This is a genomic window from Enterobacter sp. DN, from assembly GCF_046054285.1.
Taxonomy (GTDB): domain Bacteria; phylum Pseudomonadota; class Gammaproteobacteria; order Enterobacterales; family Enterobacteriaceae; genus Enterobacter; species Enterobacter hormaechei_C.
Map to the genome: position 1 here is coordinate 622,587 of NZ_JBJJTG010000001.1, position 23,940 is coordinate 646,526.

The following is a 23,940-nucleotide window of genomic DNA, read 5'->3' on the forward strand; positions in this document are numbered from 1 at the left end:
GCGTTACCGACCGGGGGCTTGCCCCCGGTCTTTTTATCTGGAGGATGAATGACTGTCACGGACACCGTACTGGTTTTATTTATTGTTGCCCTTCTGGCTTACGCGATCTATGACGAGTTCATTATGCCTCGCCGCCACGGCGAGACGCTGCTGACCCTTCCCCTCTTACGCCGTGGACGCATTGATGCGTTTATCTTCGCCGGTCTGGTAGTCATCCTGATTTACAATAATGTGACCAGCCACGGCGCAATATTAACCACATGGTTATTATGTGCGCTGGCATTAATGGCGATTTACCTGTTCTGGATCCGCTCGCCAAAACTCATTTTTAAAAAACACGGATTCTTCTTCGCCAATGTCTGGATAGAATATAACCGTATTAAAGAGATGAATTTATCCGAAGACGGGGTTCTGGTGATGCAATTAGAACAACGCCGCCTGCTCATCCGGGTAAAAAATATTGATGACCTGGAAAAGATCTACAAATTACTCCTTAAAACTCAATGAGTTAATATTATAGCATCGGCTATACATTGCATTATTCTTAAACCAGCAATATAGCCGGTGCTATATCTCCTCTGTTAATTGCCTTATATTTGTTAACGATATTTTCACGCATAAATCTAAATGAAAATCGTTATCAATATAGTGGCTATATAAAGCCATCTTCGTTGTTGTTTTATATTCTCAAAATATGTTAAGGTTGCGCCCGTCGTTGGGGAGTAGCCGATTTCCTGCCTGCGGGAAATGTACGTGTCAACATACTCGTTGAAAAACGTGGCGCGTACGGATCGTTTTCAGCACACTGACTGTGCCAAAAGCGATCAGGCGAGACCATAGATACATCAACTGCTGTTTACTGGGGGCAGTGATGTGTCATATGGATATCCCCGGTCTGGACGCTCTTATGAATATCTCCGCTACGATCCTTCTGGCTTTTGGCATGTCCATGGACGCATTTGCCGCCTCTATTGGTAAAGGTGCCACCCTCCATAAACCTAAATTTTCCGACGCCCTGCGTACCGGTCTCATCTTTGGCGCTATCGAAACGCTGACGCCTCTTATCGGCTGGGGTCTGGGGATGCTCGCCAGCCAGTTCGTGCTGGAGTGGAATCACTGGATTGCTTTCGTGCTGCTGGTGTTCCTCGGCGGACGCATGGTGATTGAAGGCTTTCGTGGTAACGGCGATGAAGATGATGCGCCGCTGCAACGCCACGGCTTCTGGCTTCTGGTGACAACCGCCATCGCAACCAGCCTGGATGCAATGGCCGTGGGTGTCGGTCTGGCGTTTTTGCAGGTCAATATTATCGCCACCGCGCTGGCGATTGGCTGCGCCACGCTGATCATGTCAACGCTGGGGATGATGGTGGGTCGGTTCATTGGCCCGCTGTTAGGCAAACGCGCCGAAATTCTGGGCGGTATCGTGTTGATCGGGATTGGTGCCCAAATCCTTTGGGCACACTTCGCGGGTTAACCTTCGTGCTGCCAGCAATGGATGCTGAAATCCGTCTGGCAGCGAAATTCTGTCTGCGCTGCCAGCGTTTCCCACACCTCTGGTTTTGCCCGCCATGCAAACGGCGTCATTTGCAGTAACGCCACGGCTTCACTTCCCTGCAACGTCATTTCATACGCTACCGACTGCGCCTGCTTTAACGCAAAGCCCGCCAGCTGTTCAGAGTGCGGCGCATGCAGGTGAACTTCATCATAGATCAGCCCTTTTAACTCCAGCAGATGACGCGGCCCTGGCGTGACGGTGATAACCCAGCCGCCAGGCTTAACGACGCGCGCCAGCTCCTCTGCCTTGCACGGCGCATAGATACGCACCACGGCGTCCATACTCGCTTCCTCAAACGGCAGGCGGTGGCTGGAGGCCACGCAGAACGTTACCGCTGAGTAGCGTTTGGCTGCCGCACGGATAGCCACTTTCGACACGTCCAGCCCGAAAGTTTCGGCACCCTTCTCAGCCGCCACGTCAGCAAACGTGGCGGTGTAGTAACCTTCGCCGCAGCCGATATCCAGCATGGCGGATGCGCCTTCTGTCAGATATTGACGGAGTAAGGCGACAACGGCATCCCTGAGCGGTTGATAGTGCCCGGCATCGAGAAACGCCCGGCGCGCCTGCATCATCTCCGCGCTGTCACCCGGGTCCCGGGAGCGCTTGTGTTGTACCGGCAGAAGATTTACATAGCCCTCTTTCGCCCGGTCAAACTGATGTCCCTGTGGACAGATAAACGTTTTCTCCGCGCGCGTCAGCGGCGCGTGGCAAAGGGGACAACTGAAAGACATGACAGCTCCAGGGCGTAAACCAAAAGGCGAAGTGTACCGCTATTCGCCAGGGTTATAAACGGCTGGGTGACGCATCACGATCAGATGGTCAGAATCTGCCGGCAGCCCGTCTGGCTTCACGTTTTCCAGGCGCAGGACGTTACCCATAATTTCGCTGAACACGGGCGCAGAAACGGCCCCGCCATAGTAGGCACCGTTTTGCGGATCGTTGATCACCACCACCAGCGCGAAACGGGGATCGCTGGCAGGCGCGACGCCTGCGGTATAGGCGACGTATTTATCCACATACTTACCATGTTCATCGATTTTTTTGGCCGTCCCGGTTTTTATCGCCACGCGATAGTTACGCACCGCCGCTTTGACCCCACCACCGCCGGGTAACGCAACGCTCTCCATCATATGTTCCACCTCGTGAACAATTTCCTCGGGCATCACCCGCTTGCCAATCACCGGCGGGTCGATACGGGTAATGGACAGAGGCCGTTCAATGCCGTAGCTGCCGATGGTGGCATACACATGCGCCAGCTGGAGGGGGGTTACCATCAGGCCATACCCAAAGGCAAAGGTCGCCCGATCTAACTGACTCCAGAATTTTCGCTGCGGCAGTAAGCCTGCGCTTTCTCCCGTTAAACCAAGCCCGGTACTCTCGCCAAAACCAAAGTTTTTATAGGTATCCAGTAACCGTTGCACGGGCATCGCCAGCGAAAGGCGGGATACGCCTGTGTCGCTGGATTTTTGCAAAATCCCGGTCATCGTCAGCTCGGGGTAGTAGCCCACATCACGAATACGATGACCATCAATGGTGTAAGGGTGCGTGTCTATCACGCTGTCAGGCTGTACCAGCCCCTGCTGTAGCGCCGTCATCAGCACCAGGGGCTTAACGGTAGAGCCAGGTTCAAAGGTGTCGCTGATCGCGCGATTGCGAAAATCATCCAGCGTTGCCCCTTCCCGGTTGTTGGGGTTGAAGTCGGGGAAGCTCGCCATCGCCAGAATTTCGCCCGTTCGGATATTAATCAGCACCGACGCGCCTGACTCGGCTTTGTTCCACGCCACGGCATTATCCAGCGCGTCTTCGGTGATAGTTTGCAGGCGTTCATCGATACTAAGCTGAATATTATGTGCAGGTACGGGAGCCACCTCCGTAAGGTTCTCCACCACATGTCCGTAGCGATCTTTCCTGACCAGCCGCACGCCTGCCTTCCCGGTAAGCTGCGTGTTAAAGCTTTTCTCGACGCCCTCAATGCCCTGACCATCAATATTGGTGAAGCCAATCAGGTTCGCCGCCACGTGCCCGGCAGGGTAAAAGCGGCGGGACTCATCGCGAAGGTTGATACCGGGAAGACGCAGCTTATCGATCCACTTTGCCTGGGCGGGATCAACCTGACGGGCCAGGTAAATAAATCGCCCGTGCGGGTTACTGTTGATTCGTGATGCGAGCGTGCTCAGAGAAAGGTGTAAGGCATTTGCCAGGGCCTGCCAGCGCGAGTCAAAACCGATCCCCCCTTTTTCCAGCACTGTTTTGGGATCGGCCCAGACGGCCTGGACGGGTACGCTCACCGCAAGGGGTCGCCCTTCACGGTCAACAATCATCCCACGCGGGGCGTCTATCGCCACTTCGCGCAGGGAGCGCATATCCTCCTGCTTCACCAGATTATCCGGTTTGATAATTTGTAGCCACGCTACGCGGCCCAGCAGAAACGCAAGGCTACAAAAGATGGCGAGACACAGAAGTGCAAAACGTGCCGGAGTGAAATTTCCGGTGGTGGTTATTGTCTTTTTTTTCACCTTAACCCCAGGGCTGTTAATCAACGCCCTGATTTAACGGGAAAAGCGGATAATAAGGCGGGAAAACAATGCTAATAATCTCGCGGGTTTGCAACAAGATAATAACAGAGGAGGATTACGTAATATTTTGAAAAATAAGCGAATAAAAAAGCCCCGCATCGGCGAGGCTTATGTCTGAGATCGAAGCGCTGAGCGCTTCAGTCAGCAGTGATTCGATCAGATAGCAGTTACGTTAACCGCAGCTGGGCCTTTCTGGCCATCCTGAATTTCGAACTCAACGTTCTGGCCTTCAGCCAGAGTTTTGAAGCCGTTACCCTGGATTGCAGAGAAGTGTACGAACACGTCTTTGCTGCCGTCAGCAGGAGTAATGAAACCAAAACCTTTAGACTCGTTGAACCACTTAACTTGACCTTTAATCTTTGCCATTTGCAAAATTCCTTAGAGTGTTTTCTTAGCCCGCAGGCTTTGACATAGATAAAACTGAGACATTACTGCTTGAGGCACTAATATAAGGTTCGGCAGAGAAGCGGTATTCAACGACAACGTGTTTACTCAGGACTTCTTTACTGAAAATGCCACACATAAACAGAACTGTACCTCGTTTGACCCAAAACGTGTTATCACACACAACGTTTAATATGGCAAGCCATTTTTAAACGTGTCTCGATCCGCCGCACAAATTCAGACGTTACTCCATAACAATCTGCACAGTTATGCGAATTGTCAAATGAAGCGCCACCTGACCTCACTGCCCGCAGGGTGCGTTGACGCGCCCTGTAATCAAAGACATTTTAAACATAGCTCAATCATTTCAAAGCGTCCATCCCAATCCCAGAATTTCTTTAAAGGAATGACTGAGTTAGAACATTTTGTGAAAAGTTATGCTGAAAACATTGCAACGCACCAACATGTGTCAGGGAATATACGATGTTAATTACATTTTGCTAACTGTATTAAAAACCACCATTTAATAAGTGTTATTCTGCACCAAAATAATGAAATTTTTATGACTCTGCCTCAAAACAAGGCAAGCAAAACGTTTCGATAAAAATAAAACACTTCAGGAAAGATAAAGCACACTATTTATTCAACGAAACTGAATTTGTTAAATAAGGATAAATATTCGCCAGTTTTCAGTGTGCTAAAACATGAGTTAACTGCTGCTTAATTAAATGCCGGGAAGTTGTGGGATGCATTTGATAAGGGAGGGGATTTACGCCGTACGTCAGGCCACCTCCCCGCTCCGGGCAGACTATCGTTCAGCTACCAGGCGAATGAAGTCTTCCTCGTCTTGTTGTTGAGCAACAGCGTCCTTCGGTACCGCTTTCTCCTCCGGCTCGTTGGCTTCGCACAAACGACGCAGCAGTGCAGTCTGCCGTTTCTGCTGATCGAGCAATGCTTCCAGCAGCTCAATCTGTTCGTTTGTGCGGGAGCTGGCGCGGTTAACGAAAAACCACAGCACCAGCCCAACGACCAGCACCACCAAAGACATTACCAGGGATGCAATGCTCAGCAGCCCCGAATTCAGTAACTCACCCATTTCACCACCTCAGTAAAAACCGCTATTTTACCACTGCCGCCGCGTAAGGACATCACTCAGCGTAAAAATGGTCTCTACCAGGGGATAAACTTATTGATTGAACAAATGCCGCTAAAGAACTGTACATCCTGATCGCACATCACATTGATAGTCTGCGTCCACAGCACCACGCATGCTATCAACACTATAATCAGAATTACCCAGCGTATTTTTTTCACTCCACACTCCGTCTTATGACCTGATACAGCCAGGTTATCACGGTTATCTTAAACAGGGGCTAACTGTACCTTCAACAGACGCTTTTCGGAATCATGCACTTGTTTCACTGCGTAAAGCCGTTACGCTTACTCTATGACAACAAAGAAAAAAGAGGCAACGATGCGTTTACTTATTCGTACAGTAATTGTACTGGCCATTGTCTGGATCGGCCTGTTATTAAGTGGGTACGGCGTATTAATGGGGAGCAAAGAAAATGCCGCGGGTCTGGGTATCCAGTGTAAATATCTTACCGCCCAGGGGATAAGCACGGCTCAGTACATCCATTCCGACAGCGGGATCATCGGGTTAACCAACTGTCCTGTGCTGCGTAAATCATCTGTTGTGGTTGATAACGGTTAATCAGCGCTGAACTTCGCTTACAGAAACGCCGCAAAAGTGCGGCGTTTTTTATTGGTGGCGTCGATCAGAACGGATAATCGTTATAGCCCATCTGCTCTGAAATTTTGCGCGCTGCGGTATGCAGAATCGCCACATATTCATGAAGACGCTCTTCAGAGAAACGCAGCGTTGGGAACGAAATGCTCAGGCCCGCAATGACAACGCCGAAGCGGTCAAACACCGGCACACCGATGCAACGCAGCCCCTCTTCCTGCTCTTCGTTATCTTCCCCGTAACCCTGCTCACGCACGTTATCCAGCACGCTCAGCAGCTCATCCGTACTGGTAATCGTGCGGTCGGTGCTGCGTTTGTACTCCACCCCGTCAAGGATTTGCTTCACCTCTTCGCGATCGCGCCAGGCCAGCAGTACTTTACCAATTGCGGTGCTGTACAGCGGGTTACGACGACCGATGCGTGAATACATGCGCAGGTTGTACATGGAGTCAATTTTGTGGATGTAAACAATGCTGTCTTCATCCAGCGCACCGAGGTGAATTGTCTCTTTCGTCAGTCGTGAAAGTTCACGCATCTGAATGTCAGCACTGCGGATCAGATCCACGTTCTGCAAGGCGCGGGCGCCCAGTTCAAACAGTTTCAGGGTCAGAGAATATTTTTCTGATTCTCCTTCCTGCGCGACATAACCCAATGATTTCATCGTCTGCAAAAAGCGATAAACGGTGCTTTTCGACATCATCACACGCTGCGACAACTCTGTAATACCAATTTCACGCTCTTCTCCGAGCGCCTGCAAGATGCCAAACACCTTCAGCACGGAAGAAACAGAATCTGGCTGCTTATCCAAATCTGAGATTGCCATTTATCACCTCATGGAGAGTGTTTTATAAAAATCAGAACCGGTTTTTATTATAAATTCGTGTGATGCGTGCTGCAATCTATCTGGGTTTACTTCGTTACAAATCTGCGACATAAAACCGAAATAACGATGCTAAAATAGTTACTCTGAAAATAATTTCACGCTGAGTTATTCTTTTCCCATGCAAAAAAACGTTTCTGATGGCCTGCCCTTACCGCAGCGGTACGGGGCAATTGCCACTATTGTCATCGGTATTTCGATGGCTGTCCTTGACGGCGCGATTGCCAACGTGGCTCTTCCTACCATTGCCAAAGACCTTAATGCTTCGCCGGCAAGCTCCATCTGGATTGTGAACGCGTACCAGATAGCGATTGTGATTTCCCTTCTGTCACTCTCTTTCCTGGGCGATATGTTTGGTTATCGCCGGGTTTACCAGTGCGGGCTGGTGGTCTTTACCCTCACCTCGCTCTTCTGTGCCCTTTCAGATTCACTGCACACCCTTACGCTGGCGCGAATCGCGCAGGGCTTTGGCGGCGCGGCGCTAATGAGCGTGAACACGGCCCTGATACGGCTTATTTATCCTCACCGCCACCTGGGGCGCGGCATGGGCATTAACTCCTTTATTGTGGCCGTGTCGTCCGCCGCCGGGCCAACGATTGCCGCCGCCATCCTGTCCGTTGCCTCGTGGCAGTGGCTGTTTGCCATTAACGTGCCGCTGGGCATTGTGGCGATCTTCTTCGCCCTGCGCTATCTTCCGGAAAATGGTCCGAAAAGCACCATGCCACGTTTCGATCTGCCCAGCGCCGTGATGAACGCGCTGACTTTTGGCCTGCTGATTACCGCGCTGAGCGGATTTGCGCAGGGACAGTCTCTGTCGCTCATTGCCGCAGAAATCGTTGCCATGCTTATCATCGGCTTTTTCTTTGTACGACGTCAGCTGGCGCTGCCCGTGCCGTTACTGCCGGTGGATTTGCTGCGTATTCCGCTGTTTTCGCTATCCATTTGTACCTCCATTTGCTCGTTCTGCGCCCAGATGCTGGCGCTGGTTGCGCTGCCGTTCTTTTTGCAGAGCGTGATTGGCCGTTCAGAAGTGGAGACAGGCTTGCTGCTCACGCCCTGGCCTCTGGCAACCATGGTGATGGCCCCGCTGGCCGGTTACCTTATTGAGCGCGTCCATGCCGGGCTTCTGGGGGCGATTGGGCTGGTTGTCATGGCGGTGGGACTGTTTGCGCTGGCGCTCCTGCCCTCCTCGCCGGGGGATCTGGATATTATCTGGCGCATGATCCTGTGCGGGGCCGGTTTTGGTCTGTTCCAGTCCCCTAATAACCACACGATTATCACCTCTGCCCCACGTCATCGCAGCGGTGGCGCCAGCGGGATGCTGGGCACGGCAAGACTGTTGGGGCAAAGCACCGGGGCCGCACTGGTGGCGTTGATGTTTAACCTTGCCGGGCAGAATGCGACACACGTTGCGCTGATTACCGCAGGGACCCTGGCGACCCTCGCGGCTGTCATTAGCGGCCTTCGCGTCACCCAGCCAAAGGCGCAGGCATAAAAAAACCGGGCGGAGAATGGCTCCAGCCCGGTTCTTTTCAACCCGATTACGTTACTTCAGGTATTCGCCGCTACGCAGCGCTTCAATACGTTTATCCAGCGGCGGGTGAGACATAAACAGCTCGCTCAGCGACTTTGATTTGCCGTTGATGCAGAAGGCCATCATGCTGTTTGCTTCCTGCGGCTCGTAGCTGGTTTTCAGACGTTGCAGCGCAGCAATCATCTTTTCACGACCCACCAGTTTCGCGGAACCGGCATCCGCGTGGAACTCACGATGACGGGAGAACCACATGGTAATGATGCTTGCCAGGATACCGAACACCAGCTCCAGCACCATTGAAACAGCAAAATAGATCAGCGGGTTGCCGTTGCTCTCTTCACCCTCATCACGGTTGCCACCCATAAACCCGGCAGCAATCTGTGCCAGAATACGAGAAATAAAGATAACGAAGGTGTTCACCACGCCCTGGATCAGGGTCATGGTGACCATATCGCCATTGGCGATATGGCTGATCTCGTGAGCAATAACCGCTTCCGCTTCGTCACGGCTCATGTTTTGCAGCAGGCCGGTACTGACGGCCACCAGGGACGCGTCACGACGCGCACCGGTAGCAAACGCGTTAATATCCGGCGCGTGGTAGATGGCTACCTGCGGCATGGCAATGCCCGCCTGCTTTGACTGCTGAGCTACCGTGCTCATCAGCCACTGCTCCATATCGTTACGCGGTTGCTCAATAACTTCACCGCCCACGGATTTCAGTGCCATCCACCTGGACATCAGCAATGAAATGAAAGAGCCACCGAAACCAAACAGCAGCGCCATAATCAACAGACCCTGAACGCTGCTCGACTGAATTCCCGTCAGGCTTAGCACCAGCCCGAATACCACCATCACCGCCAGGTTGGTGAGCAGGAAGAGCGCGATTCGCATCATAATATTCTTTTAACCTCAGTTTAACAAAACGCACTATGCGATTACCCACATCGTATGGGTATTACGGCTATTTTCAAGCATCCAGACGGCGTAAGTCACCAGAAAGACACAACTTTACACAATTGGAAATCTGCCTGACGGAAGGAGGAGGTACATAAAGAAACAGGCACAATTTCTTGTGCCTGTTGGGGGATTATTTTGTCGGAGCAGGTTGCAGGGCGGGTTTCTCTTTTTCCAGCTTCGCGAGATCAAGCGCGATATGCACCGTCTCGTCCAGATACGGATCGGGCTCCTGGTAATCCTTAGGCAGATCGTCCAGTTTTTTGAGCAGAGGCTTGCCTTCACGTTTGAAGCGATCGTTGATACGCGCCAGACGTGTCGCGTCATCTTCATTGTTCTCTTTTTCACGCTGGGCGTAGTTCAGAGACACAATGTTCCGTTTCGCTTTCAAAGCGTTGAAACGCGCGATGTCCTTCATGATGTACTGGAATTCCGGATCCTTCCCGATGCGATCGTTGTGATTTTTCAGCAGTTCCGGTCCGAACTGTTTCATATCACCCGATTTCACGAATGTCGCGGCATCAATGCTATCCCACGGCAGCGCGTTATCTTCAAACTTCTCGCCCGTTTCCGTCTCTTCGGTACCTGTCGGCATCATGATATCCGGCGTCACGCCTTTGCGCTGCGTACTGCCGCCGTTGACGCGGTAAAACTTCTGAATGGTGTACTGTACTGAGCCCAGCGCTGGCCATTCAGGGCGCAGCATCTGGTCGTAAATACGGTTCAGAGAGCGGTACTGCTGAACGGTGCCCTTGCCAAACGTCGGTTCGCCGACGATTAACGCCCGGCCATAATCCTGCATGGCAGCAGCGAAGATTTCCGATGCAGAGGCGCTGAAGCGATCGACAAGCACCACCAGCGGACCCTTATAGTAGACCACACCATCGGTATCGGCATCTTCACGCACTTTACCGTTGTTATCGCGCACCTGTACCACCGGGCCAGACGGGATAAACAGCCCGGAAAGCGAGACGGCCTCGGTCAATGCCCCGCCGCCGTTGCTGCGCAGGTCAATGATCACGCTGCTGACATTCTGCTTTTCAAGCTTCTGGAGCTGCACTTTCACATCATCGGTCAGGCCGACGTAGAAACCTGGGATATCCAGAACGCCAACCTTCTCTTTACCCACGGTTTTCACCGACATTTTCACCGCGCGATCTTCCAGACGGATACGCTCACGGGTGAGAGTAACGATACGGGTTTTAGTCCCCTTACCGGCTGGCAGGATCTCCAGGCGAACTTTGCTGCCCTTCGGCCCTTTGATCAGCGCAACAACGTCATCAAGACGCCAGCCAATCACGTCCACCATGCTCTTTCCGGTTTGACCCACACCGACAATACGGTCGCCTACGCTGATCGCTTTGCTTTTCGACGCAGGGCCACCGGCCACCATGGAGTTGATTACGGTGTAATCATCGTCCATCTGAAGCACAGCACCGATACCTTCCAGAGACAGGCTCATTTCGGTATTGAACTGTTCGGTGTTACGTGGAGAGAGATAATTAGTGTGCGGATCAATTTCATGCGCAAACGCGGTCATCGCCAGCGAGAAAACATCTTCACTGTTGGTCTGCGCCAGACGACGAATAGCGAATTTGTAGCGACGATTTAACGTCTCACGGATCTCTTTCTCGTCTTTGCCTGTAAGCTTGAGGCTCAGTTCGTCATATTTGACTTTTCCGTCCCACAGCGCATTCAGTTCAGCCTCGTCTTTCGGCCATGGCGCTTTGCTGCGGTCCAGATTAAAGGTGTCGTTGCCGGTGAAGTCCATCGGACGTTCCAGCACTTTCAGCGCGTATTGATAACGCTCAAAACGGCGCTTTTGCGATAAGTTGTACAGATCGTAGAACAGATCGAGCTTTCCGGAGCGCAGCTCGTCACCCACTTCGGATTTGCGTTTAGCGAACTGTTCGACATCGCTGGCCAGCAGTACGTTATGGCTGTAATCCAGCAAGTTCAGATAACGGTCAAAGATTTTGGCCGAAAAGGCCTGATCGAGATCGAACTGACGATAGTGCGAACGAGTAAAGCGCGACGTCACGCGCTCACTCACCGTCGCGTGCTGAGTCTCTTCCTTGAGAACCGGAATTTGATCAACACGCGTAATATCGTCCACAGCGAAAGCGTGGCCTGTTATAGCAAACAGGCCAGCCAGCGCGGTGAGCTTAAAAAAAGTGTTCATGCCAGGCTCGGCCTCCGTTTCAGAACAACAAGTGTTCTGCGCGTACAATCATTGACATACCAGAAGTCAGCTGTACACGAACGCCATCTTTGGTGATTTCCAGTACGGTGGCGTCCATCGCGTTGTTACCCGCTTTCACCTTAAGAGACTGACCTACGCTCAGCGCATTGATGTCAGAAACCGGGGTGTGACGCGGCTCTTCGCGCGGGGCACGTGGGGCTTTAGCTGCGGGTTTGTCAGCACGCGGTTTGCGATCGTTATTTTCAGTACGACGCGGTGCCGGGCGCGGTTTACGCTCGCGACGAGGGGCGTCTTCCTGACCGTTTGCCGCTGCGGCTTCGCGTTTTTTCGCCTGCTGTTCCGCACGCTGTGCCTGCACGCGAGCTTTGGCTTCTTCAAGCTGCTTACGTGCATGTTCTACGTGCTGCTCGTCCAGCTCACCGCACGGGTTGCCGTCAAGGTCGACACGGGTCGCACCCGGCTTGATACCGTACAGGTAACGCCAGCTCGAGGTATAAAGGCGCAAGGCAGAACGAAGCTGCGTTTTGCTGAGGTTCATCTCCCCCTCAACGCGCGCGACCAGATCCTGAAAGATACCGACTTTCAGAGGACGCGCTTCACCTTCAGCGCTGAAGCACTGCGGGAAACGCTCGGCCAGAAATGCGATAACTTCTTTACTGCTATTCAACTTAGGTTGATTTTCCATGAAATTTCCTGATTACAACGGACGTTGCCAACAAGCGCAGGCATGAACAGGCGACATTATAATGACGCTATCAGTAAATGCTACGTTATCCGTTGATTATCCTGCGACGCTCGCAAAGAATTTATGATAATCGGTCTCTGCCAGAACATTTTCCAGGTTTGAGGCCAGCGCGCGCAGCCCCTGCTCATCCTCGGCAGTAAAGCGGCTGAAGACCGTGCTGTCGATATCCAGAACGCCAATAATCTGATTTTTAACCACCAGCGGCAGTACGATTTCAGAATTGCTGCTGGCATCGCAGGCAATGTGGCCGTCAAACGCATGAACATCTTCGACACGCTGAACCTGACGGGTCGCCACTGCGGTACCGCACACGCCACGACCTACCGGGATGCGTACGCAGGCGAGTTTACCCTGGAAAGGCCCCAGCACCAGCGTGTCACCTTCCAGCAGATAAAAGCCCGCCCAGTTCACGTCAGAAAGGCGTTCGAACAGTAACGCACTGGTATTTGCCAGAGTGGCTAAGAAACTGGTTTCCCCTGCCATTAATGCCTTAAAATCGCGATTCAGATCCGCGTAGAATTCTGTTTTGTTCATTATTCAACCACTTAGTTATCTTACATAGTTACCGCATAGCCTATTAAAATAAGCATTAAATGCGCTCATGCTCAAGATGAATCCGTTCATGAGTTATTATAACTTTCAACAATACTAATCTGTGTGCGACTGATGGCCCTAAAAACACCCCAAATTACGCCGACACGAAAGATCGTTGTCCGTACGGTAAGCCAGGCTCTGCCCCGTGCACATTATCAGCGTTGTCCCCAGTGCGATACGCTTTTTATGTTGCCGAAGATGAAATCGCACCAAAGTGCTTTTTGTCCATGCTGCGATGCCAAAATCCGCGATGGCCGGGACTGGTCATTGACGCGTCTGGCGGCAATGGCGGTCACCATGCTACTGCTGATGCCCTTCGCCTGGACCGAGCCGCTGTTAAAGCTCTACCTGCTTGGCGTGCGTATTGACGCTAACGTGTTGCAGGGGATCTGGCAGATGACGCGCCAGGGCGATCCGCTTACGGCCGCCATGGTGCTGTTCTGCGTCGTCGGCGCGCCGTTGGTGCTGGTCGCGGCAATTGCCTACCTGTGGTTTGGCAACATTCTGGGGATGAACCTGCGCCCTGTCCTGCTCATGCTGGAAAAGCTCAAGGAGTGGGTGATGCTGGACATCTATCTGGTAGGCATTGGCGTGGCCTCCATCAAGGTGCAGGATTATGCGTTTTTACAACCCGGCATTGGACTTTTCGCGTTTATTTCACTGGTCCTGCTGAGTATTTTGACCCTGATTCATCTCAATGTTGAACAGCTTTGGGAGCGATTTTACCCGCAGCGACCCGCGACCCGGCCTGATGAAAACCTGCGCGTCTGCCTGGGCTGCCATTACACCGGTTTTCCGGATAAACGCGGGAGGTGCCCACGCTGCCACATTCCGTTAAGATTGCGACGCAACAACAGCCTGCAAAAGTGCTGGGCGGCGCTAATCGCCTCCCTGGTATTTTTGTTCCCGGCCAACATGCTGCCGATCTCCGTAATTTATGTGAACGGCGCCCGTCAGGAAGATACTATCCTTTCGGGGATTATCTCTCTGGCGCACAGTAACGTGGGGGTCGCCGCCATTGTTTTCATCGCCAGTATTCTGGTGCCCTTTACCAAAGTGGTGGTGATGTTTACGCTGCTTATCAGCATTCACTTTAAATGCGAACAAGGACTACGCACCCGCATCCTGCTTCTGCGATTTGTGACCTGGATTGGTCGCTGGTCGATGTTGGATCTGTTCGTGATTTCGCTGATGATGTCGCTCATCAATCGCGATCAGTTACTTGCTTTTACCATGGGACCCGCAGCTTTTTATTTCGGCTCTGCGGTGATATTGACTATTCTTGCAGTGGAATGGCTGGACAGCCGCTTACTTTGGGACGCACATGAGTCAGGAAACGCCCGCTTCGCCGACTGAAGCGAGAATTAAAACAAAACGCCGCATTTCGCCATTCTGGTTGCTGCCTGTCATCGCGCTGATGATCGCAGGCTGGCTTATCTGGACGAGCTATGAAGATCGCGGAAGTACCATCACGATTGATTTCCAGTCTGCGGACGGCATTGTCGCCGGACGTACCCCCGTTCGCTTCCAGGGGGTGGAAGTGGGTACCGTGCAGGATATTTCCCTTGGCAAAGGGCTGAACAAAATCCAGGTCCGGGCGAGCATTAAGTCTGATATGCAGGATGCCCTGCGTGCCGAAACGCAGTTCTGGCTGGTCACGCCTAAAGCCTCCCTGGCCGGCGTTTCCGGACTGGATGCGCTTGTGGGCGGTAACTATATCGGCATGATGCCCGGCAAAGGTGAGCCACAGGATCACTTTGTTGCGCTGGATACCCAGCCGAAATATCGGCTGAATAACGGCGATTTGATGATCCATCTCCGCGCGCCGGATTTGGGCTCGCTGAACAGTGGTTCTCTGGTCTATTTCCGCAAAATTCCGGTAGGCCGCGTTTACGACTACGCCATTAACCCGAACAAAGATGGCGTGACCATTGATGTACTCATCGAGCGCCGTTTTACCAACCTGGTGAAAAAAGGCAGCCGCTTCTGGAACGTCTCAGGCGTCGATGCTGACCTGAGCTTAAGCGGTGCGAAAGTGAAGCTTGAGAGCCTGGCGGCGCTGGTGAATGGCGCTATCGCCTTCGACTCACCTGCTAACTCCAGCCCTGCCGCCGCAGAAGATACCTTTGGCCTGTACGCCGACCTGGCGCACAGCCAGCGCGGTGTCATCGTCAAGCTGACCCTGCCGGATGCCAAAGGCCTGAAAGCCGGTTCGACCCTGCTGATGTACCAGGGTTTAGAGGTCGGGCAACTGACAAAATTAACCCTCAATGCGGGCGGTTCCGTTACCGGCGAAATGACGGTGGATCCGAGCGTGGTGGATCTCCTGCGGGAAAAAACGCGCATTGAACTGCGTAATCCGAAGCTCTCCCTCAGCGACGCCAGCATCAGTTCTCTGCTGACGGGAAGCACCTTTGAGCTGATCCCCGGCGAAGGTGCGCCGAACAAAAACTTTGTTATCGCGCCGGCGGATAAAGCCCTGCTGCAAAAACCGGGCGTGTTGACGGTTACGCTGAATGCACCGGAAAGCTACGGTATTGAAGCCGGGCAACCGCTGATCCTGCACGGTGTGCAGGTGGGCCAGGTCCTCGAACGTAAGCTGTCGGAAAAAGGGGTCTCCTTCTCCGCCGCCATCGATCCGCAGTACGGCAACCTGGTCCACGGCGACAGTAAATTTGTGGTTAACAGTCGGGTCGACGTGAAGGTGGGCCTGGACGGGGTTGAGTTCCTCGGCGCCAGCGCCAGTGAGTGGGTTAACGGTGGGATCCGCATTCTGCCGGGCAGCAAAGGTGCGCTGCGCGAAAGCTATCCGCTGTTCGCCAATCTGGACAAAGCCATTGAAAATAGCCTTGGCGACCTGCCAACCACCACGCTGACCTTAAGCGCTGAAACGCTGCCGGATGTCCAGGCAGGCTCCGTCGTGCTTTACCGTAAGTTTGAGGTGGGGGAAGTGATCACCGTTCGTCCTCGTGCGGACGCGTTTGATATCGAACTGCATATCAAGCCGGAGTACCGCAAGCTACTCACGCCAAACAGCGTGTTCTGGGCTGAGGGTGGCGCGAAAGTGCAGCTCAACGGCAGCGGGCTGACCGTACAGGCATCGCCTCTCTCCCGTGCCCTGCGCGGTGCGATCAGCTTCGATAACCTGAGCGGCGCCGGCGGCAACATGCGTAAAGGTGACAAGCGGATCCTCTTCCCGTCCGAAACCGCGGCGCGCGCCGTCGGAGGGCAGATTACCCTGCACACCTTTGATGCAGGTAAACTGGCGGAAGGCATGCCCATCCGCTATCTCGGCATTGATATCGGGCAGGTCCAGAAGCTAACGCTGATCACCGCGCGCAATGAAGTGCAGGCGACCGCCGTGCTTTATCCGGAATATGTGCAGACGTTCGCCCGGGCAGGCTCGCGCTTCTCGGTGGTTACGCCGCAAATTTCTGCCGCAGGGGTTGAGCATCTCGATACCATACTTCAGCCGTACATTAACGTTGAACCGGGTCGCGGCAACGCGCGTCGTGAATTTGAGTTGCAGGAGGCCACCATCACCGACTCCCGTTATCTGGACGGTCTGAGCATTGTGGTTGAAGTGCCGGAAGCCGGTTCGCTGGGCATCGGTACGCCGGTCCTGTTCCGCGGCATTGAAGTAGGGACAGTAACAAGCCTGACGCTGGGCAATCTGTCCGATCGCGTGATGGTCGGCCTGCGCATCAGCCAGCGTTATCAGCATCTGGTGCGCAACAACTCGGTGTTCTGGCTCGCTTCAGGCTACTCGCTGGACTTCGGCCTGACCGGTGGCGTGGTCAAAACGGGGACCTTTAATCAGTTCATTCGCGGCGGCATTGCCTTCGCGACGCCGCCTGGCACGCCTCTGGCGCCTAAGGCTCAGGCAGGTAAACACTTCCTGCTGCTGGAAAGTGAACCGAAAGAGTGGCGCGAATGGGGAACGGCGCTGCCACGTTAATCTCGCAGGCTCCGGTGTCAACGCGCCGGAGCCTTTATGTTACACTGCGCGCCTGAATGTTTCCCTGTGGTGTGCCCGTGGCTCAAAACTCCGTATTTCTTCCCGAACAATTCCTCGCACAGATGCGCGAGGCGCTTCCTGCTCATCTCTCTTTCGACGATTTCGTCGCCGCATGCCAGCGCCCTTTGCGCCGGAGTATTCGCGTCAATACGCTGAAAATCACCGTCGGGGCGTTTCTGGATCTCGTCTCCCCCTACGGCTGGCAATTAACGCCAGTGCCGTGGTGTGAAGAGGGTTTCTGGATCGAACGGGATGACGAGGAGAGCCTGCCGCTCGGCAGCACCGCCGAGCACCTGAGCGGGCTGTTTTATATTCAGGAAGCCAGCTCCATGCTGCCGGTTGCTGCGCTGTTTGCCGACGGGAACCAGCCTGAGCGGGTTATGGATGTCGCGGCGGCGCCGGGCTCTAAAACCACGCAGATTGCCGCCCGGATGAACAACCGCGGCGCGATCCTCGCCAACGAATTTTCCGCCAGCCGGGTTAAAGTCCTGCATGCCAATATCAGCCGCTGCGGGATCCACAACGTCGCGTTAACGCACTTCGACGGTCGCGTGTTTGGCGCTGCGCTGCCGGAAGCCTTTGATGCCATCCTGCTCGACGCGCCCTGCTCCGGCGAAGGCGTGGTGCGTAAAGATCCTGATGCGTTAAAAAACTGGTCCGTTGAAAGCAACCTGGAGATCGCCGCCACGCAGCGCGAACTGATCGACAGCGCGTTTCATGCCCTGCGCCCAGGCGGGACGCTGGTTTACTCTACCTGCACGCTGAATCGCGATGAAAACGAGGACGTCTGCCTGTGGCTCAAGCAACGCTATGCAGATGCCGTCGAGTTTCTGCCGCTGGACACCCTCTTCGACTCGGCCAGTCATGCGGCCACGCCTGAAGGCTTCCTGCATGTCTTCCCGCAGATTTACGATTGCGAAGGCTTCTTTGTTGCCCGTCTGCGTAAAACCCGCGCCGTCGATCCCTTGCCTGCCCCTAGGTTTAAGGTCGGCAACTTCCCGTTCACGCCGGTCAAAGGCCGTGAGGCGGCACAGGCGCAAGCGGCTGCGAGCAAAGTCGGCCTGCACTGGGATGAGAGCCTGCGCCTCTGGATGCGTGACAAAGAGCTGTGGCTGTTCCCGGTCAACATCGAACCGCTGATTGGTAAGGTGCGTTTCTCCCGCCTCGGTATTCGCCTGGCGGAGATCCACAACAAAGGCTATCGCTGGCAGCACGAAGCGGTCATTGCGCTGGCCGGCAGTGAGAACACCTTCGCCCTGACGCATCAGGAAGCGGAAGAGTGGTATCGCGGTCGTGACGTTTACCCGGAAGACGGCCCGTCACAGGATGAAGTCATCGTGACGTATCAGGGCTATCCGCTGGGGCTGGCGAAAAAAGTCGGCTCGCGGCTGAAAAACAACTATCCGCGCGAACTGGTACGCGATGGCCGCCTGTTTACCGGTAACAACCGCAGCGCCTGAAAAAAGCGCATTTTTTTACTGGCGATTTCGCTCTCCTTGTCTAGGATCAAAAATGGGTGACTGCACTGGTCATACCAGATTTTGGGCAACAAACCGGAGAGCATTATGACGAAAACCAGCGTACGCATTGGCGCTTTCGAAATCGACGACGCTGAATTGCGCGGCGAAGCACAAGGCGAACGAACGTTAAGTATTCCCTGCAAATCCGATCCGGATTTGTGCATGCAGCTGGACGCCTGGGATGCAGATACCAGCGTCCCGGCGATCCTTGATGGGGAACATTCCGTTCTGTACCGTGAGCATTACGACAGTAAAACCGATGCCTGGGTCTTGCGTCTTGCCTGACCCAAAGAGAACCCGCCCGAAGGCGGGTTATTTATTACTGAAGCTGCGCCAGCGTCAGAAAGCCCCCGAATACTGCCCCCGTATCAATGTAGTGCAGATTGTTAAAATCGTAGCGTTTGTCCACAGGCGTATGTCCAAACCAGAAGTGATCCGCGCCGCTAATGCCCTGCCCTTTGCCCACCATAAAGCCCATTAACCGGTCGCGATCCCACAGCACGCGCTGGGCATCCACCGGCTTATGCCAGCCATATTCGGCGGAGGGATAATCCGCATGAGCAATCACGTTGAGACCGTTTTTGCAGGTTATTTCAATAATGTGCGGTAAGTCCCGACACGCGTCGAGTAAACCCTTCGCCTGTTTTTGTTGAGCGTCCTTAAGCCCGGTAAACCAGTTACCGCCATTTATCGACCAGAGACTAAAATCATTATTTTCAAGCGCATCTAACGCCATTTGCTCGTGATTGCCGCGTACCGCATAAAACCAGTTTTCCTGCATCAGCTGTAAACATTTTACGCTGTCAGGCCCGCGATCGATAATATCCCCCACCGAGATCAGCAGATCCGTATCAGGATTAAAATGCCGTCGTTTCAGCTCATCCATAAGCCACTGATAGCAACCATGAATATCGCTGACAACCCAGACATGACGCCAGTGTTCTCCCTCTATTTTCTGATACATAACGCCTCCTGTAAGAAGTATAGCTGCCACAGAAAATGTCATGAGCTGGCGTTGGATTTTGCGAATCCAAACAAACCATAAACCAGCCGGAAATAAAGATCGCTGCGCTATTAATCCCTTATTCCCTGGCCTTTAAAATAGAGCGGAATAAAAAGAGGGATTTTCACGTGTCAAACATACACCTGCAAAACGATGTTTTTTATCCGCATCGCACAAATATTATTTCTGAACTGGTGAGAGGAAAACGCGTTCCCGGCCCAATCTGGCACAAACGTGATTACCGGTTAAAGTTCCTACTGCGCTCGCTTTTATTCTGGTCCTCCACCCATCGCATGCTGGAGGCCCTGTCCGGGCGCGATGATTTCGACAGGCTGCTCACCTCTCAAATTACCTTGCCGAGCAAAACTCACCGCCAGTATCTGATGCGCGGCCTGAACTCAAACGATCGGGCCGATGCTATCGTCAGCCACTATCAGTGGATTGATAGTCTGAAAAACATCGCCCTCGCCCACGCGCTGACCAGCCCGCAAGAGGTGCCGGTTGTCCGGTTCGAGGCAAAAAACGGCGAAATCTATACCGTCCACGCCTCGTCCGCAGGTAAGGCCGAACGCGAAGGCGAAAGCACGCTTTGGCTGCACGACAATGACAATACGCTGCTTGCCAGCCTGACGTTCTGTGTCGCACGCAGTAACGGCCGTACGGTGCTGGTGATCGGCGGCCTTCAGGGTCCACGTCGTCATGTTTCACGGGAGGTGATTAAGCAGGCTACCCGTGCCTGCCATGGGCTTTTCCCGAAACGCGTGCTGATGGAGGTGATCTTCCAGCTTGCCTCACGCTCGAACATTAGCGCGATTTTTGCCGTCAGCGATGAAGGCCATGTTTTCCGCGCGCTGCGCTACCGTCTGAGCAAAGGCCGTCATTTTCACGCCAGCTACGACGAGTTCTGGGAAGGCCTGAACGGAAAGAAACTCTCCCCCTTTTGCTGGCAGTTGCCGCTCCAGATGGAGCGTAAAGCACTGGAGGAGATTGCCAGCAAAAAACGCGCTGAATACCGTCGCCGCTTTGCGTTACTTGATGATATTGCGGCTTGCGTACAGGCGCGCATTGATCCCGCAGTCGTCTCAGGCAAAAAACAAACAAAAATTTAACAAAACAGCCAAAAAGGACTGGACTTACGCCTGCCGGGTTGTGGTATGTTTGAAGCAGGCGCACAGGAAGTGAACCTTCTGCTGAGACGAAAACCGGATTTTATCGTTTATTTTCATGCAGATAAAAAGAGACCGAATACGATTCCTGTATTCGGTCCAGGGAAATGGCTCTTGGGAGAGAGCCGTGCGCTAAAAGTTGGCATTAATGCAGGCTCAATCGCCTTGCCCTTTAAGAATAGATGACGACGTCAGGTTTTCCAGTCCACAGCAAAAGTGGTCTGAAAAAAAGCGTCAGAACATCACTAAATGTGAAAAACCGCAGAGCTTTTACAAGCACCTGCGGTTTTTTTTACTGGAAACCTGACGGCTAGCAGAGCTTTTCAGCGCGCTCAATAAACGGCGCCAGACTCTTCTTCTGCCCGGGGTTTGCCGGGTCATATACCTGGATCACGCTGACAGGCTGTCCGTTACTTTTCCCGCTGGCAACCTGCTGCTCCGCCACGTCATTTAACGGATACTGCACGAGCGTACTGGGATTGATGACATACAGCGCGTTACCGGGACGGCAGGTGAGCATGACCTCTTCACGATTAAATGCCCAGTTGTCCTTGCCCACTTCAAACCGGCTGACAGTGATGACCTGCGGCGCGGCCAGCGCACTGCTGGCACAGGTGAGAAGTAAAAGAGAAAGCAGTGTTTTTTTCATATGTTATTTAACCTTGTCAGAAGGGTTCCCAGGTCGCGAACAGGCTGACGGCCGCCAGTACCAGCGCGCCCAGCACCACCTCTGCCTGTGTCATCCTGATAAAAATCTGTTGTTCCCGCCCGGCCTCCGGGCGAAAGCGTGGCACAAGAAAATACCGATTCGCCAGCGCAATTGCCACCATCATCATGACCAGCGCACATTTGAACAACAACAGCTGGACATAAGGCGCCTGCCACGGCACGTTTATGCCAACAATAAAGAGCGTATTGATTATCCCGGTCAGCAGCACGCCTGCCACGGCGTAATGCCCCACGCGGGAGAAGCGCATCATGGTAAAGATAGCGGCTGGCTGCCAGCGGCCTTTCGTCAGACGCATGCAAAACAGCAGCGGCAGTAAACCACCCACCCAGGTCGCGGCGCAGAGCAGGTGAAGCGCATGGTTGAGACGATGCAACGCTCCCGGTGCGCCACCGTTCATCGCGGCATGTCCCACGCCCGCCAGCAGCACCAGCTGCCCCATCGCGAGCAGTAACAGCCGAGAGCCTTTTTGCGGGGTAAGCCATGCAGCGCCCGCCGTCACAACGGCCAGCACCATTTGCCACAACCAGACGCCGCCAAATTGCGTTTCCAGCACGCTGCGCCAGACCGCCGGACGAATGACATCGCCCCAGCCGTTGCCCATCAACCCACTTTGCAGGCCAAACATCAGCAGAGCCGCTATCAGGCTGATTAAGGCCGCGAGTTTCTGCTGCCGCTGGAAACGCCGGGTCATGAGGCGCTGCAACGAAGACGGCGCAAACCAGACGCTGTAAAGCGCGTTGCCGAAAAGCAGCATCAGCGCAGCAAAATGGATAAAGCGTAACGCGACGTAGCTCAGGGTCAGCATGCTATTTCACGCTAAAGTGATAGCTGCCTTTGGTTTTGTGGCCATCCACGGAGACCACATGCCAGTCCACCGTGTAGGTGCCGGACGTCAACGGTTTCTCAAGAGGAACAATCAGCTTTGCGTTATACTTCTCGTCACGCTTCACCGCGCCGGTCTGGATCTTGTGCTGCTGCGCGTCCGTCACCACCACGCCGCTGAAGGCAGGCTCAATGCCTTCCGAGAAGTTCAGGGTAATGACCTCTGGTGCCACCGCAACGGTATTTTCCTGCGGGGATTGCTGCTTAAGATGCGCATGGGCCAGAACTGAGGGCGTGATGGCTGAAGAGAGCAGAAATGCCAGCGCGCACGCGACACGGGAAGGGGTAAAATGCATCACAATCATTCCTTTTCGTTATGCCTGAATGCTAAAGAATAACTCTGTATAATTAACGAGTCGAGGAACATCCTTTGCTCCCTTGTCATCCTTGAACAATCGCGGTAACGTTGCCGCCGCAGAAAAAGGAGAAGGAAATGAACGTTAACCTGGCCGCCCTTCCTCAGGACGAGATGGACAAAGTGAATGTCGATCTCGCCGCCGCGGGGGTCGCATTCAAAGAGCGTTACAACATGCCCGTCGTGGCTGAAGTGGTAGAGCGTGAACAACCCGCGCATCTGCGCGACTGGTTTCGCGAACGTCTCATTGCGCATCGCCTCGCCTCCGTCAATCTCTCGCGCCTGCCGTACGAACCTAAAGTTAAATAAGCTTAACGTCTCGTTACACTTCCTTACGCGTTATGTGGCAGGATAAGAAAACCCTGATAAATTTAGGTGTAATCTTAAAATCCCAGCGACTTAGTGTATAAGGAAGTCACGATGTCACGATGGAATATTGCCGCGGCTCAGTATGCCCCGCGGCACAACTGTGTTGATGAGCACGTAAAACATCACCTGCACTTTATTGCCGAGGCTGCCTGGCATGGGTGCGATTTGATCGTCTTTCCGGAGCTTTCGCTTACCGGTCCAGGCGGAACATCCTTACCCCCACCCCCTGACGATTTGCAGCTTGCCCCCCTCCTTCACGCCGCCCAGTCACGTTTCATCACGGTGATTGCTGGTATTACGCTCCAGCAACACGGCCAGCCCCAGAAAGGACTCGCGCTTTTCACCCCTAACCTGTCGACCATTCGGCGTTATCCGCAGGGCAACGGTGCGGGTGTTATTCCTGGCGATAAACGGTTAACCATCGTGGATAACCAGGCTGACGCCCCGGAACTGGACCCGGAGGCAACGCTGTTCACCAGCAGCCTGGCCGTGGGCGAGCATCGCTGGCGGCAATCCATCGGTTCGTTACAACGCTTCGCGCACAAGTACGCCATCGCGGTATTAATGGCGAACGCGCGCGGCGGTAGCGCGTTATGGGATGAAAAAGGTCAGCTGATCGTACGTGCCGATAAGGGAGAACTGCTGCTAACCGGTTCTTTAGGCCAACAGGGTTGGCAAGGCGATATCATTCCATTAGGCTAGGCATTTTTGGATCAGGAGCGATC

General features: G+C 53.8%; 26 protein-coding genes, 1 pseudogene and 1 riboswitch. Of the genes and pseudogenes, 12 read left to right on the forward strand and 15 right to left on the reverse strand.

The window, feature by feature from the left end:
• Positions 1-48 precede the first annotated feature (48 nt).
• Together ACJTMZ_RS02865 and mntP are read left to right on the forward strand one after the other, a co-directional pair.
• Entirely contained in the window at positions 49-507 is a 459-nt protein-coding gene (locus ACJTMZ_RS02865; RefSeq protein ID WP_022648449.1) for a DUF986 family protein, read from the forward strand.
• A gap of 198 nt (positions 508-705) precedes the next feature.
• Positions 706-906: riboswitch (yybP-ykoY riboswitch) on the forward strand.
• Between the two features lies 1 nt (position 907).
• Positions 908-1,474, forward strand: coding sequence for a manganese efflux pump MntP (gene mntP / locus ACJTMZ_RS02870; protein WP_023296797.1), 567 nt, complete (start codon positions 908-910; stop codon positions 1,472-1,474).
• Here mntP and rlmA read toward each other — a convergent pair.
• From rlmA to mgrB, 6 genes and pseudogenes are all read right to left on the reverse strand, one after another.
• Entirely contained in the window at positions 1,471-2,286 is an 816-nt protein-coding gene (gene rlmA, locus ACJTMZ_RS02875; protein WP_047063164.1) for a 23S rRNA (guanine(745)-N(1))-methyltransferase, read from the reverse strand. The two genes, mntP and rlmA, sit on opposite strands and share 4 nt — an antisense overlap.
• A gap of 39 nt (positions 2,287-2,325) precedes the next feature.
• The gene (gene ftsI / locus ACJTMZ_RS02880; protein ID WP_032648589.1) at positions 2,326-4,071 is read right to left on the reverse strand and encodes a peptidoglycan glycosyltransferase FtsI; all 1,746 of its coding nucleotides are present in this window, start codon (positions 4,069-4,071) and stop codon (positions 2,326-2,328) included.
• 216 nt (positions 4,072-4,287) lie between these two features.
• On the reverse strand, positions 4,288-4,497 hold the full coding sequence (gene cspE / locus ACJTMZ_RS02885) for a transcription antiterminator/RNA stability regulator CspE (RefSeq protein WP_001062678.1): 210 nt from the start codon (positions 4,495-4,497) through the stop codon (positions 4,288-4,290).
• A 12-nt stretch (positions 4,498-4,509) separates the two neighbouring features.
• Positions 4,510-4,654, reverse strand: a pseudogene (locus tag ACJTMZ_RS02890) (DUF2627 domain-containing protein).
• A 669-nt stretch (positions 4,655-5,323) separates the two neighbouring features.
• Positions 5,324-5,611: a YebO family protein gene (locus ACJTMZ_RS02895; protein ID WP_017693259.1), complete on the reverse strand. Its 288-nt coding sequence runs from the start codon at positions 5,609-5,611 to the stop codon at positions 5,324-5,326.
• 74 nt (positions 5,612-5,685) lie between these two features.
• Positions 5,686-5,829 carry a PhoP/PhoQ regulator MgrB gene (gene mgrB, locus ACJTMZ_RS02900; protein ID WP_003859906.1) on the reverse strand — a complete coding sequence of 48 codons (144 nt, stop codon included), beginning with the start codon at positions 5,827-5,829 and terminating at the stop codon, positions 5,686-5,688.
• A gap of 160 nt (positions 5,830-5,989) precedes the next feature.
• Here mgrB and ACJTMZ_RS02905 point away from each other — a divergent pair, with 160 nt between their 5' ends.
• The gene (locus ACJTMZ_RS02905; protein ID WP_017384332.1) at positions 5,990-6,229 is read left to right on the forward strand and encodes a YobH family protein; all 240 of its coding nucleotides are present in this window, start codon (positions 5,990-5,992) and stop codon (positions 6,227-6,229) included.
• A gap of 64 nt (positions 6,230-6,293) precedes the next feature.
• Here the strand turns inward: ACJTMZ_RS02905 and kdgR are convergent, their stop codons facing one another.
• The gene (gene kdgR, locus ACJTMZ_RS02910; protein ID WP_252010662.1) at positions 6,294-7,085 is read right to left on the reverse strand and encodes a DNA-binding transcriptional regulator KdgR; all 792 of its coding nucleotides are present in this window, start codon (positions 7,083-7,085) and stop codon (positions 6,294-6,296) included.
• Positions 7,086-7,263: 178 nt separating this feature from the next.
• Here kdgR and ACJTMZ_RS02915 point away from each other — a divergent pair, with 178 nt between their 5' ends.
• Positions 7,264-8,637 (forward strand): MFS transporter, encoded by a 1,374-nt coding sequence (locus ACJTMZ_RS02915; protein WP_193042399.1) that lies wholly within the window; start codon positions 7,264-7,266, stop codon positions 8,635-8,637.
• Between the two features lie 51 nt (positions 8,638-8,688).
• On the opposite strand, the gene htpX is transcribed toward ACJTMZ_RS02915, so the two are convergent.
• The 4 genes from htpX to ACJTMZ_RS02935 all read right to left on the reverse strand — a co-directional run bounded on the left by htpX (position 8,689) and on the right by ACJTMZ_RS02935 (position 13,112).
• Positions 8,689-9,570, reverse strand: coding sequence for a protease HtpX (htpX, locus tag ACJTMZ_RS02920; protein ID WP_015570297.1), 882 nt, complete (start codon positions 9,568-9,570; stop codon positions 8,689-8,691).
• 193 nt (positions 9,571-9,763) lie between these two features.
• Positions 9,764-11,812 (reverse strand): carboxy terminal-processing peptidase, encoded by a 2,049-nt coding sequence (gene prc, locus ACJTMZ_RS02925; RefSeq protein ID WP_015570296.1) that lies wholly within the window; start codon positions 11,810-11,812, stop codon positions 9,764-9,766.
• 19 nt (positions 11,813-11,831) lie between these two features.
• Positions 11,832-12,518, reverse strand: a complete 687-nt coding sequence (gene proQ, locus ACJTMZ_RS02930) for an RNA chaperone ProQ (protein ID WP_003859895.1) — start codon at positions 12,516-12,518, stop codon at positions 11,832-11,834.
• A 96-nt stretch (positions 12,519-12,614) separates the two neighbouring features.
• Positions 12,615-13,112, reverse strand: coding sequence for a GAF domain-containing protein (locus ACJTMZ_RS02935; protein ID WP_252010663.1), 498 nt, complete (start codon positions 13,110-13,112; stop codon positions 12,615-12,617).
• Between the two features lie 132 nt (positions 13,113-13,244).
• Here ACJTMZ_RS02935 and yebS point away from each other — a divergent pair, with 132 nt between their 5' ends.
• From yebS to ACJTMZ_RS02955, 4 genes are all read left to right on the forward strand, one after another.
• Positions 13,245-14,528, forward strand: a complete 1,284-nt coding sequence (gene yebS, locus ACJTMZ_RS02940; RefSeq protein WP_020480541.1) for a membrane integrity lipid transport subunit YebS — start codon at positions 13,245-13,247, stop codon at positions 14,526-14,528.
• Positions 14,497-17,130: an MlaD family protein gene (locus tag ACJTMZ_RS02945; protein WP_252010664.1), complete on the forward strand. Its 2,634-nt coding sequence runs from the start codon at positions 14,497-14,499 to the stop codon at positions 17,128-17,130. The genes yebS and ACJTMZ_RS02945 overlap by 32 nt, the downstream gene beginning before the upstream one ends.
• Before the next feature lie 56 nt (positions 17,131-17,186).
• On the forward strand, positions 17,187-18,650 hold the full coding sequence (gene rsmF, locus ACJTMZ_RS02950) for a 16S rRNA (cytosine(1407)-C(5))-methyltransferase RsmF (RefSeq protein ID WP_408626818.1): 1,464 nt from the start codon (positions 17,187-17,189) through the stop codon (positions 18,648-18,650).
• A 105-nt stretch (positions 18,651-18,755) separates the two neighbouring features.
• Positions 18,756-18,995: a YebV family protein gene (locus ACJTMZ_RS02955; protein ID WP_006811010.1), complete on the forward strand. Its 240-nt coding sequence runs from the start codon at positions 18,756-18,758 to the stop codon at positions 18,993-18,995.
• Between the two features lie 34 nt (positions 18,996-19,029).
• On the opposite strand, the gene pphA is transcribed toward ACJTMZ_RS02955, so the two are convergent.
• Entirely contained in the window at positions 19,030-19,674 is a 645-nt protein-coding gene (gene pphA / locus ACJTMZ_RS02960) for a protein-serine/threonine phosphatase (protein WP_015570293.1), read from the reverse strand.
• 167 nt (positions 19,675-19,841) lie between these two features.
• Between pphA and ACJTMZ_RS02965 the strand changes: the two genes are divergently transcribed.
• Positions 19,842-20,822, forward strand: coding sequence for a VirK/YbjX family protein (locus ACJTMZ_RS02965; protein WP_017384339.1), 981 nt, complete (start codon positions 19,842-19,844; stop codon positions 20,820-20,822).
• A gap of 45 nt (positions 20,823-20,867) precedes the next feature.
• On the forward strand, positions 20,868-21,065 hold the full coding sequence (locus ACJTMZ_RS02970) for a hypothetical protein (protein WP_032609507.1): 198 nt from the start codon (positions 20,868-20,870) through the stop codon (positions 21,063-21,065).
• 124 nt (positions 21,066-21,189) lie between these two features.
• Here ACJTMZ_RS02970 and ACJTMZ_RS02975 read toward each other — a convergent pair whose 3' ends face one another.
• From ACJTMZ_RS02975 to yobA, 3 genes are read right to left on the reverse strand one after another with little or no spacing between them, the layout of a single operon-like run.
• Positions 21,190-21,528, reverse strand: coding sequence for a DUF2511 domain-containing protein (locus ACJTMZ_RS02975; RefSeq protein WP_252010666.1), 339 nt, complete (start codon positions 21,526-21,528; stop codon positions 21,190-21,192).
• Positions 21,529-21,544: 16 nt separating this feature from the next.
• Positions 21,545-22,414, reverse strand: a complete 870-nt coding sequence (gene copD / locus ACJTMZ_RS02980) for a copper homeostasis membrane protein CopD (RefSeq protein WP_252010667.1) — start codon at positions 22,412-22,414, stop codon at positions 21,545-21,547.
• Position 22,415: 1 nt separating this feature from the next.
• Positions 22,416-22,787: a CopC domain-containing protein YobA gene (gene yobA / locus ACJTMZ_RS02985; protein ID WP_252010752.1), complete on the reverse strand. Its 372-nt coding sequence runs from the start codon at positions 22,785-22,787 to the stop codon at positions 22,416-22,418.
• Positions 22,788-22,924: 137 nt separating this feature from the next.
• Here yobA and ACJTMZ_RS02990 point away from each other — a divergent pair, with 137 nt between their 5' ends.
• Positions 22,925-23,155, forward strand: coding sequence for a DNA polymerase III subunit theta (locus ACJTMZ_RS02990; RefSeq protein ID WP_003859784.1), 231 nt, complete (start codon positions 22,925-22,927; stop codon positions 23,153-23,155).
• 111 nt (positions 23,156-23,266) lie between these two features.
• Positions 23,267-23,917, forward strand: coding sequence for a carbon-nitrogen hydrolase family protein (locus ACJTMZ_RS02995; RefSeq protein ID WP_015570289.1), 651 nt, complete (start codon positions 23,267-23,269; stop codon positions 23,915-23,917).
• Positions 23,918-23,940: the final 23 nt, after the last annotated feature.

Coding starts and splice junctions, on each gene's coding strand:
- ACJTMZ_RS02915 (WP_193042399.1), top strand. CDS start 7,264: ATGCAAAAAAACGTTTCTGATGGCCTGCCCTTACCGCAGCGGTACGGG.
- ACJTMZ_RS02865 (WP_022648449.1), top strand. CDS start 49: ATGACTGTCACGGACACCGTACTGGTTTTATTTATTGTTGCCCTTCTG.
- ACJTMZ_RS02995 (WP_015570289.1), top strand. CDS start 23,267: ATGTCACGATGGAATATTGCCGCGGCTCAGTATGCCCCGCGGCACAAC.
- ACJTMZ_RS02990 (WP_003859784.1), top strand. CDS start 22,925: ATGAACGTTAACCTGGCCGCCCTTCCTCAGGACGAGATGGACAAAGTG.
- pphA (WP_015570293.1), bottom strand. CDS start 19,674: ATGTATCAGAAAATAGAGGGAGAACACTGGCGTCATGTCTGGGTTGTC.
- rsmF (WP_408626818.1), top strand. CDS start 17,187: ATGTTTCCCTGTGGTGTGCCCGTGGCTCAAAACTCCGTATTTCTTCCC.
- ACJTMZ_RS02895 (WP_017693259.1), bottom strand. CDS start 5,611: ATGGGTGAGTTACTGAATTCGGGGCTGCTGAGCATTGCATCCCTGGTA.
- yebS (WP_020480541.1), top strand. CDS start 13,245: ATGGCCCTAAAAACACCCCAAATTACGCCGACACGAAAGATCGTTGTC.
- yobA (WP_252010752.1), bottom strand. CDS start 22,787: ATGCATTTTACCCCTTCCCGTGTCGCGTGCGCGCTGGCATTTCTGCTC.
- htpX (WP_015570297.1), bottom strand. CDS start 9,570: ATGATGCGAATCGCGCTCTTCCTGCTCACCAACCTGGCGGTGATGGTG.
- mntP (WP_023296797.1), top strand. CDS start 908: ATGAATATCTCCGCTACGATCCTTCTGGCTTTTGGCATGTCCATGGAC.
- proQ (WP_003859895.1), bottom strand. CDS start 12,518: ATGGAAAATCAACCTAAGTTGAATAGCAGTAAAGAAGTTATCGCATTT.
- ACJTMZ_RS02970 (WP_032609507.1), top strand. CDS start 20,868: ATGTTTGAAGCAGGCGCACAGGAAGTGAACCTTCTGCTGAGACGAAAA.
- ACJTMZ_RS02975 (WP_252010666.1), bottom strand. CDS start 21,528: ATGAAAAAAACACTGCTTTCTCTTTTACTTCTCACCTGTGCCAGCAGT.
- ACJTMZ_RS02935 (WP_252010663.1), bottom strand. CDS start 13,112: ATGAACAAAACAGAATTCTACGCGGATCTGAATCGCGATTTTAAGGCA.
- kdgR (WP_252010662.1), bottom strand. CDS start 7,085: ATGGCAATCTCAGATTTGGATAAGCAGCCAGATTCTGTTTCTTCCGTG.
- copD (WP_252010667.1), bottom strand. CDS start 22,414: ATGCTGACCCTGAGCTACGTCGCGTTACGCTTTATCCATTTTGCTGCG.
- ACJTMZ_RS02955 (WP_006811010.1), top strand. CDS start 18,756: ATGACGAAAACCAGCGTACGCATTGGCGCTTTCGAAATCGACGACGCT.
- prc (WP_015570296.1), bottom strand. CDS start 11,812: ATGAACACTTTTTTTAAGCTCACCGCGCTGGCTGGCCTGTTTGCTATA.
- cspE (WP_001062678.1), bottom strand. CDS start 4,497: ATGGCAAAGATTAAAGGTCAAGTTAAGTGGTTCAACGAGTCTAAAGGT.
- ACJTMZ_RS02905 (WP_017384332.1), top strand. CDS start 5,990: ATGCGTTTACTTATTCGTACAGTAATTGTACTGGCCATTGTCTGGATC.
- ACJTMZ_RS02945 (WP_252010664.1), top strand. CDS start 14,497: ATGAGTCAGGAAACGCCCGCTTCGCCGACTGAAGCGAGAATTAAAACA.
- rlmA (WP_047063164.1), bottom strand. CDS start 2,286: ATGTCTTTCAGTTGTCCCCTTTGCCACGCGCCGCTGACGCGCGCGGAG.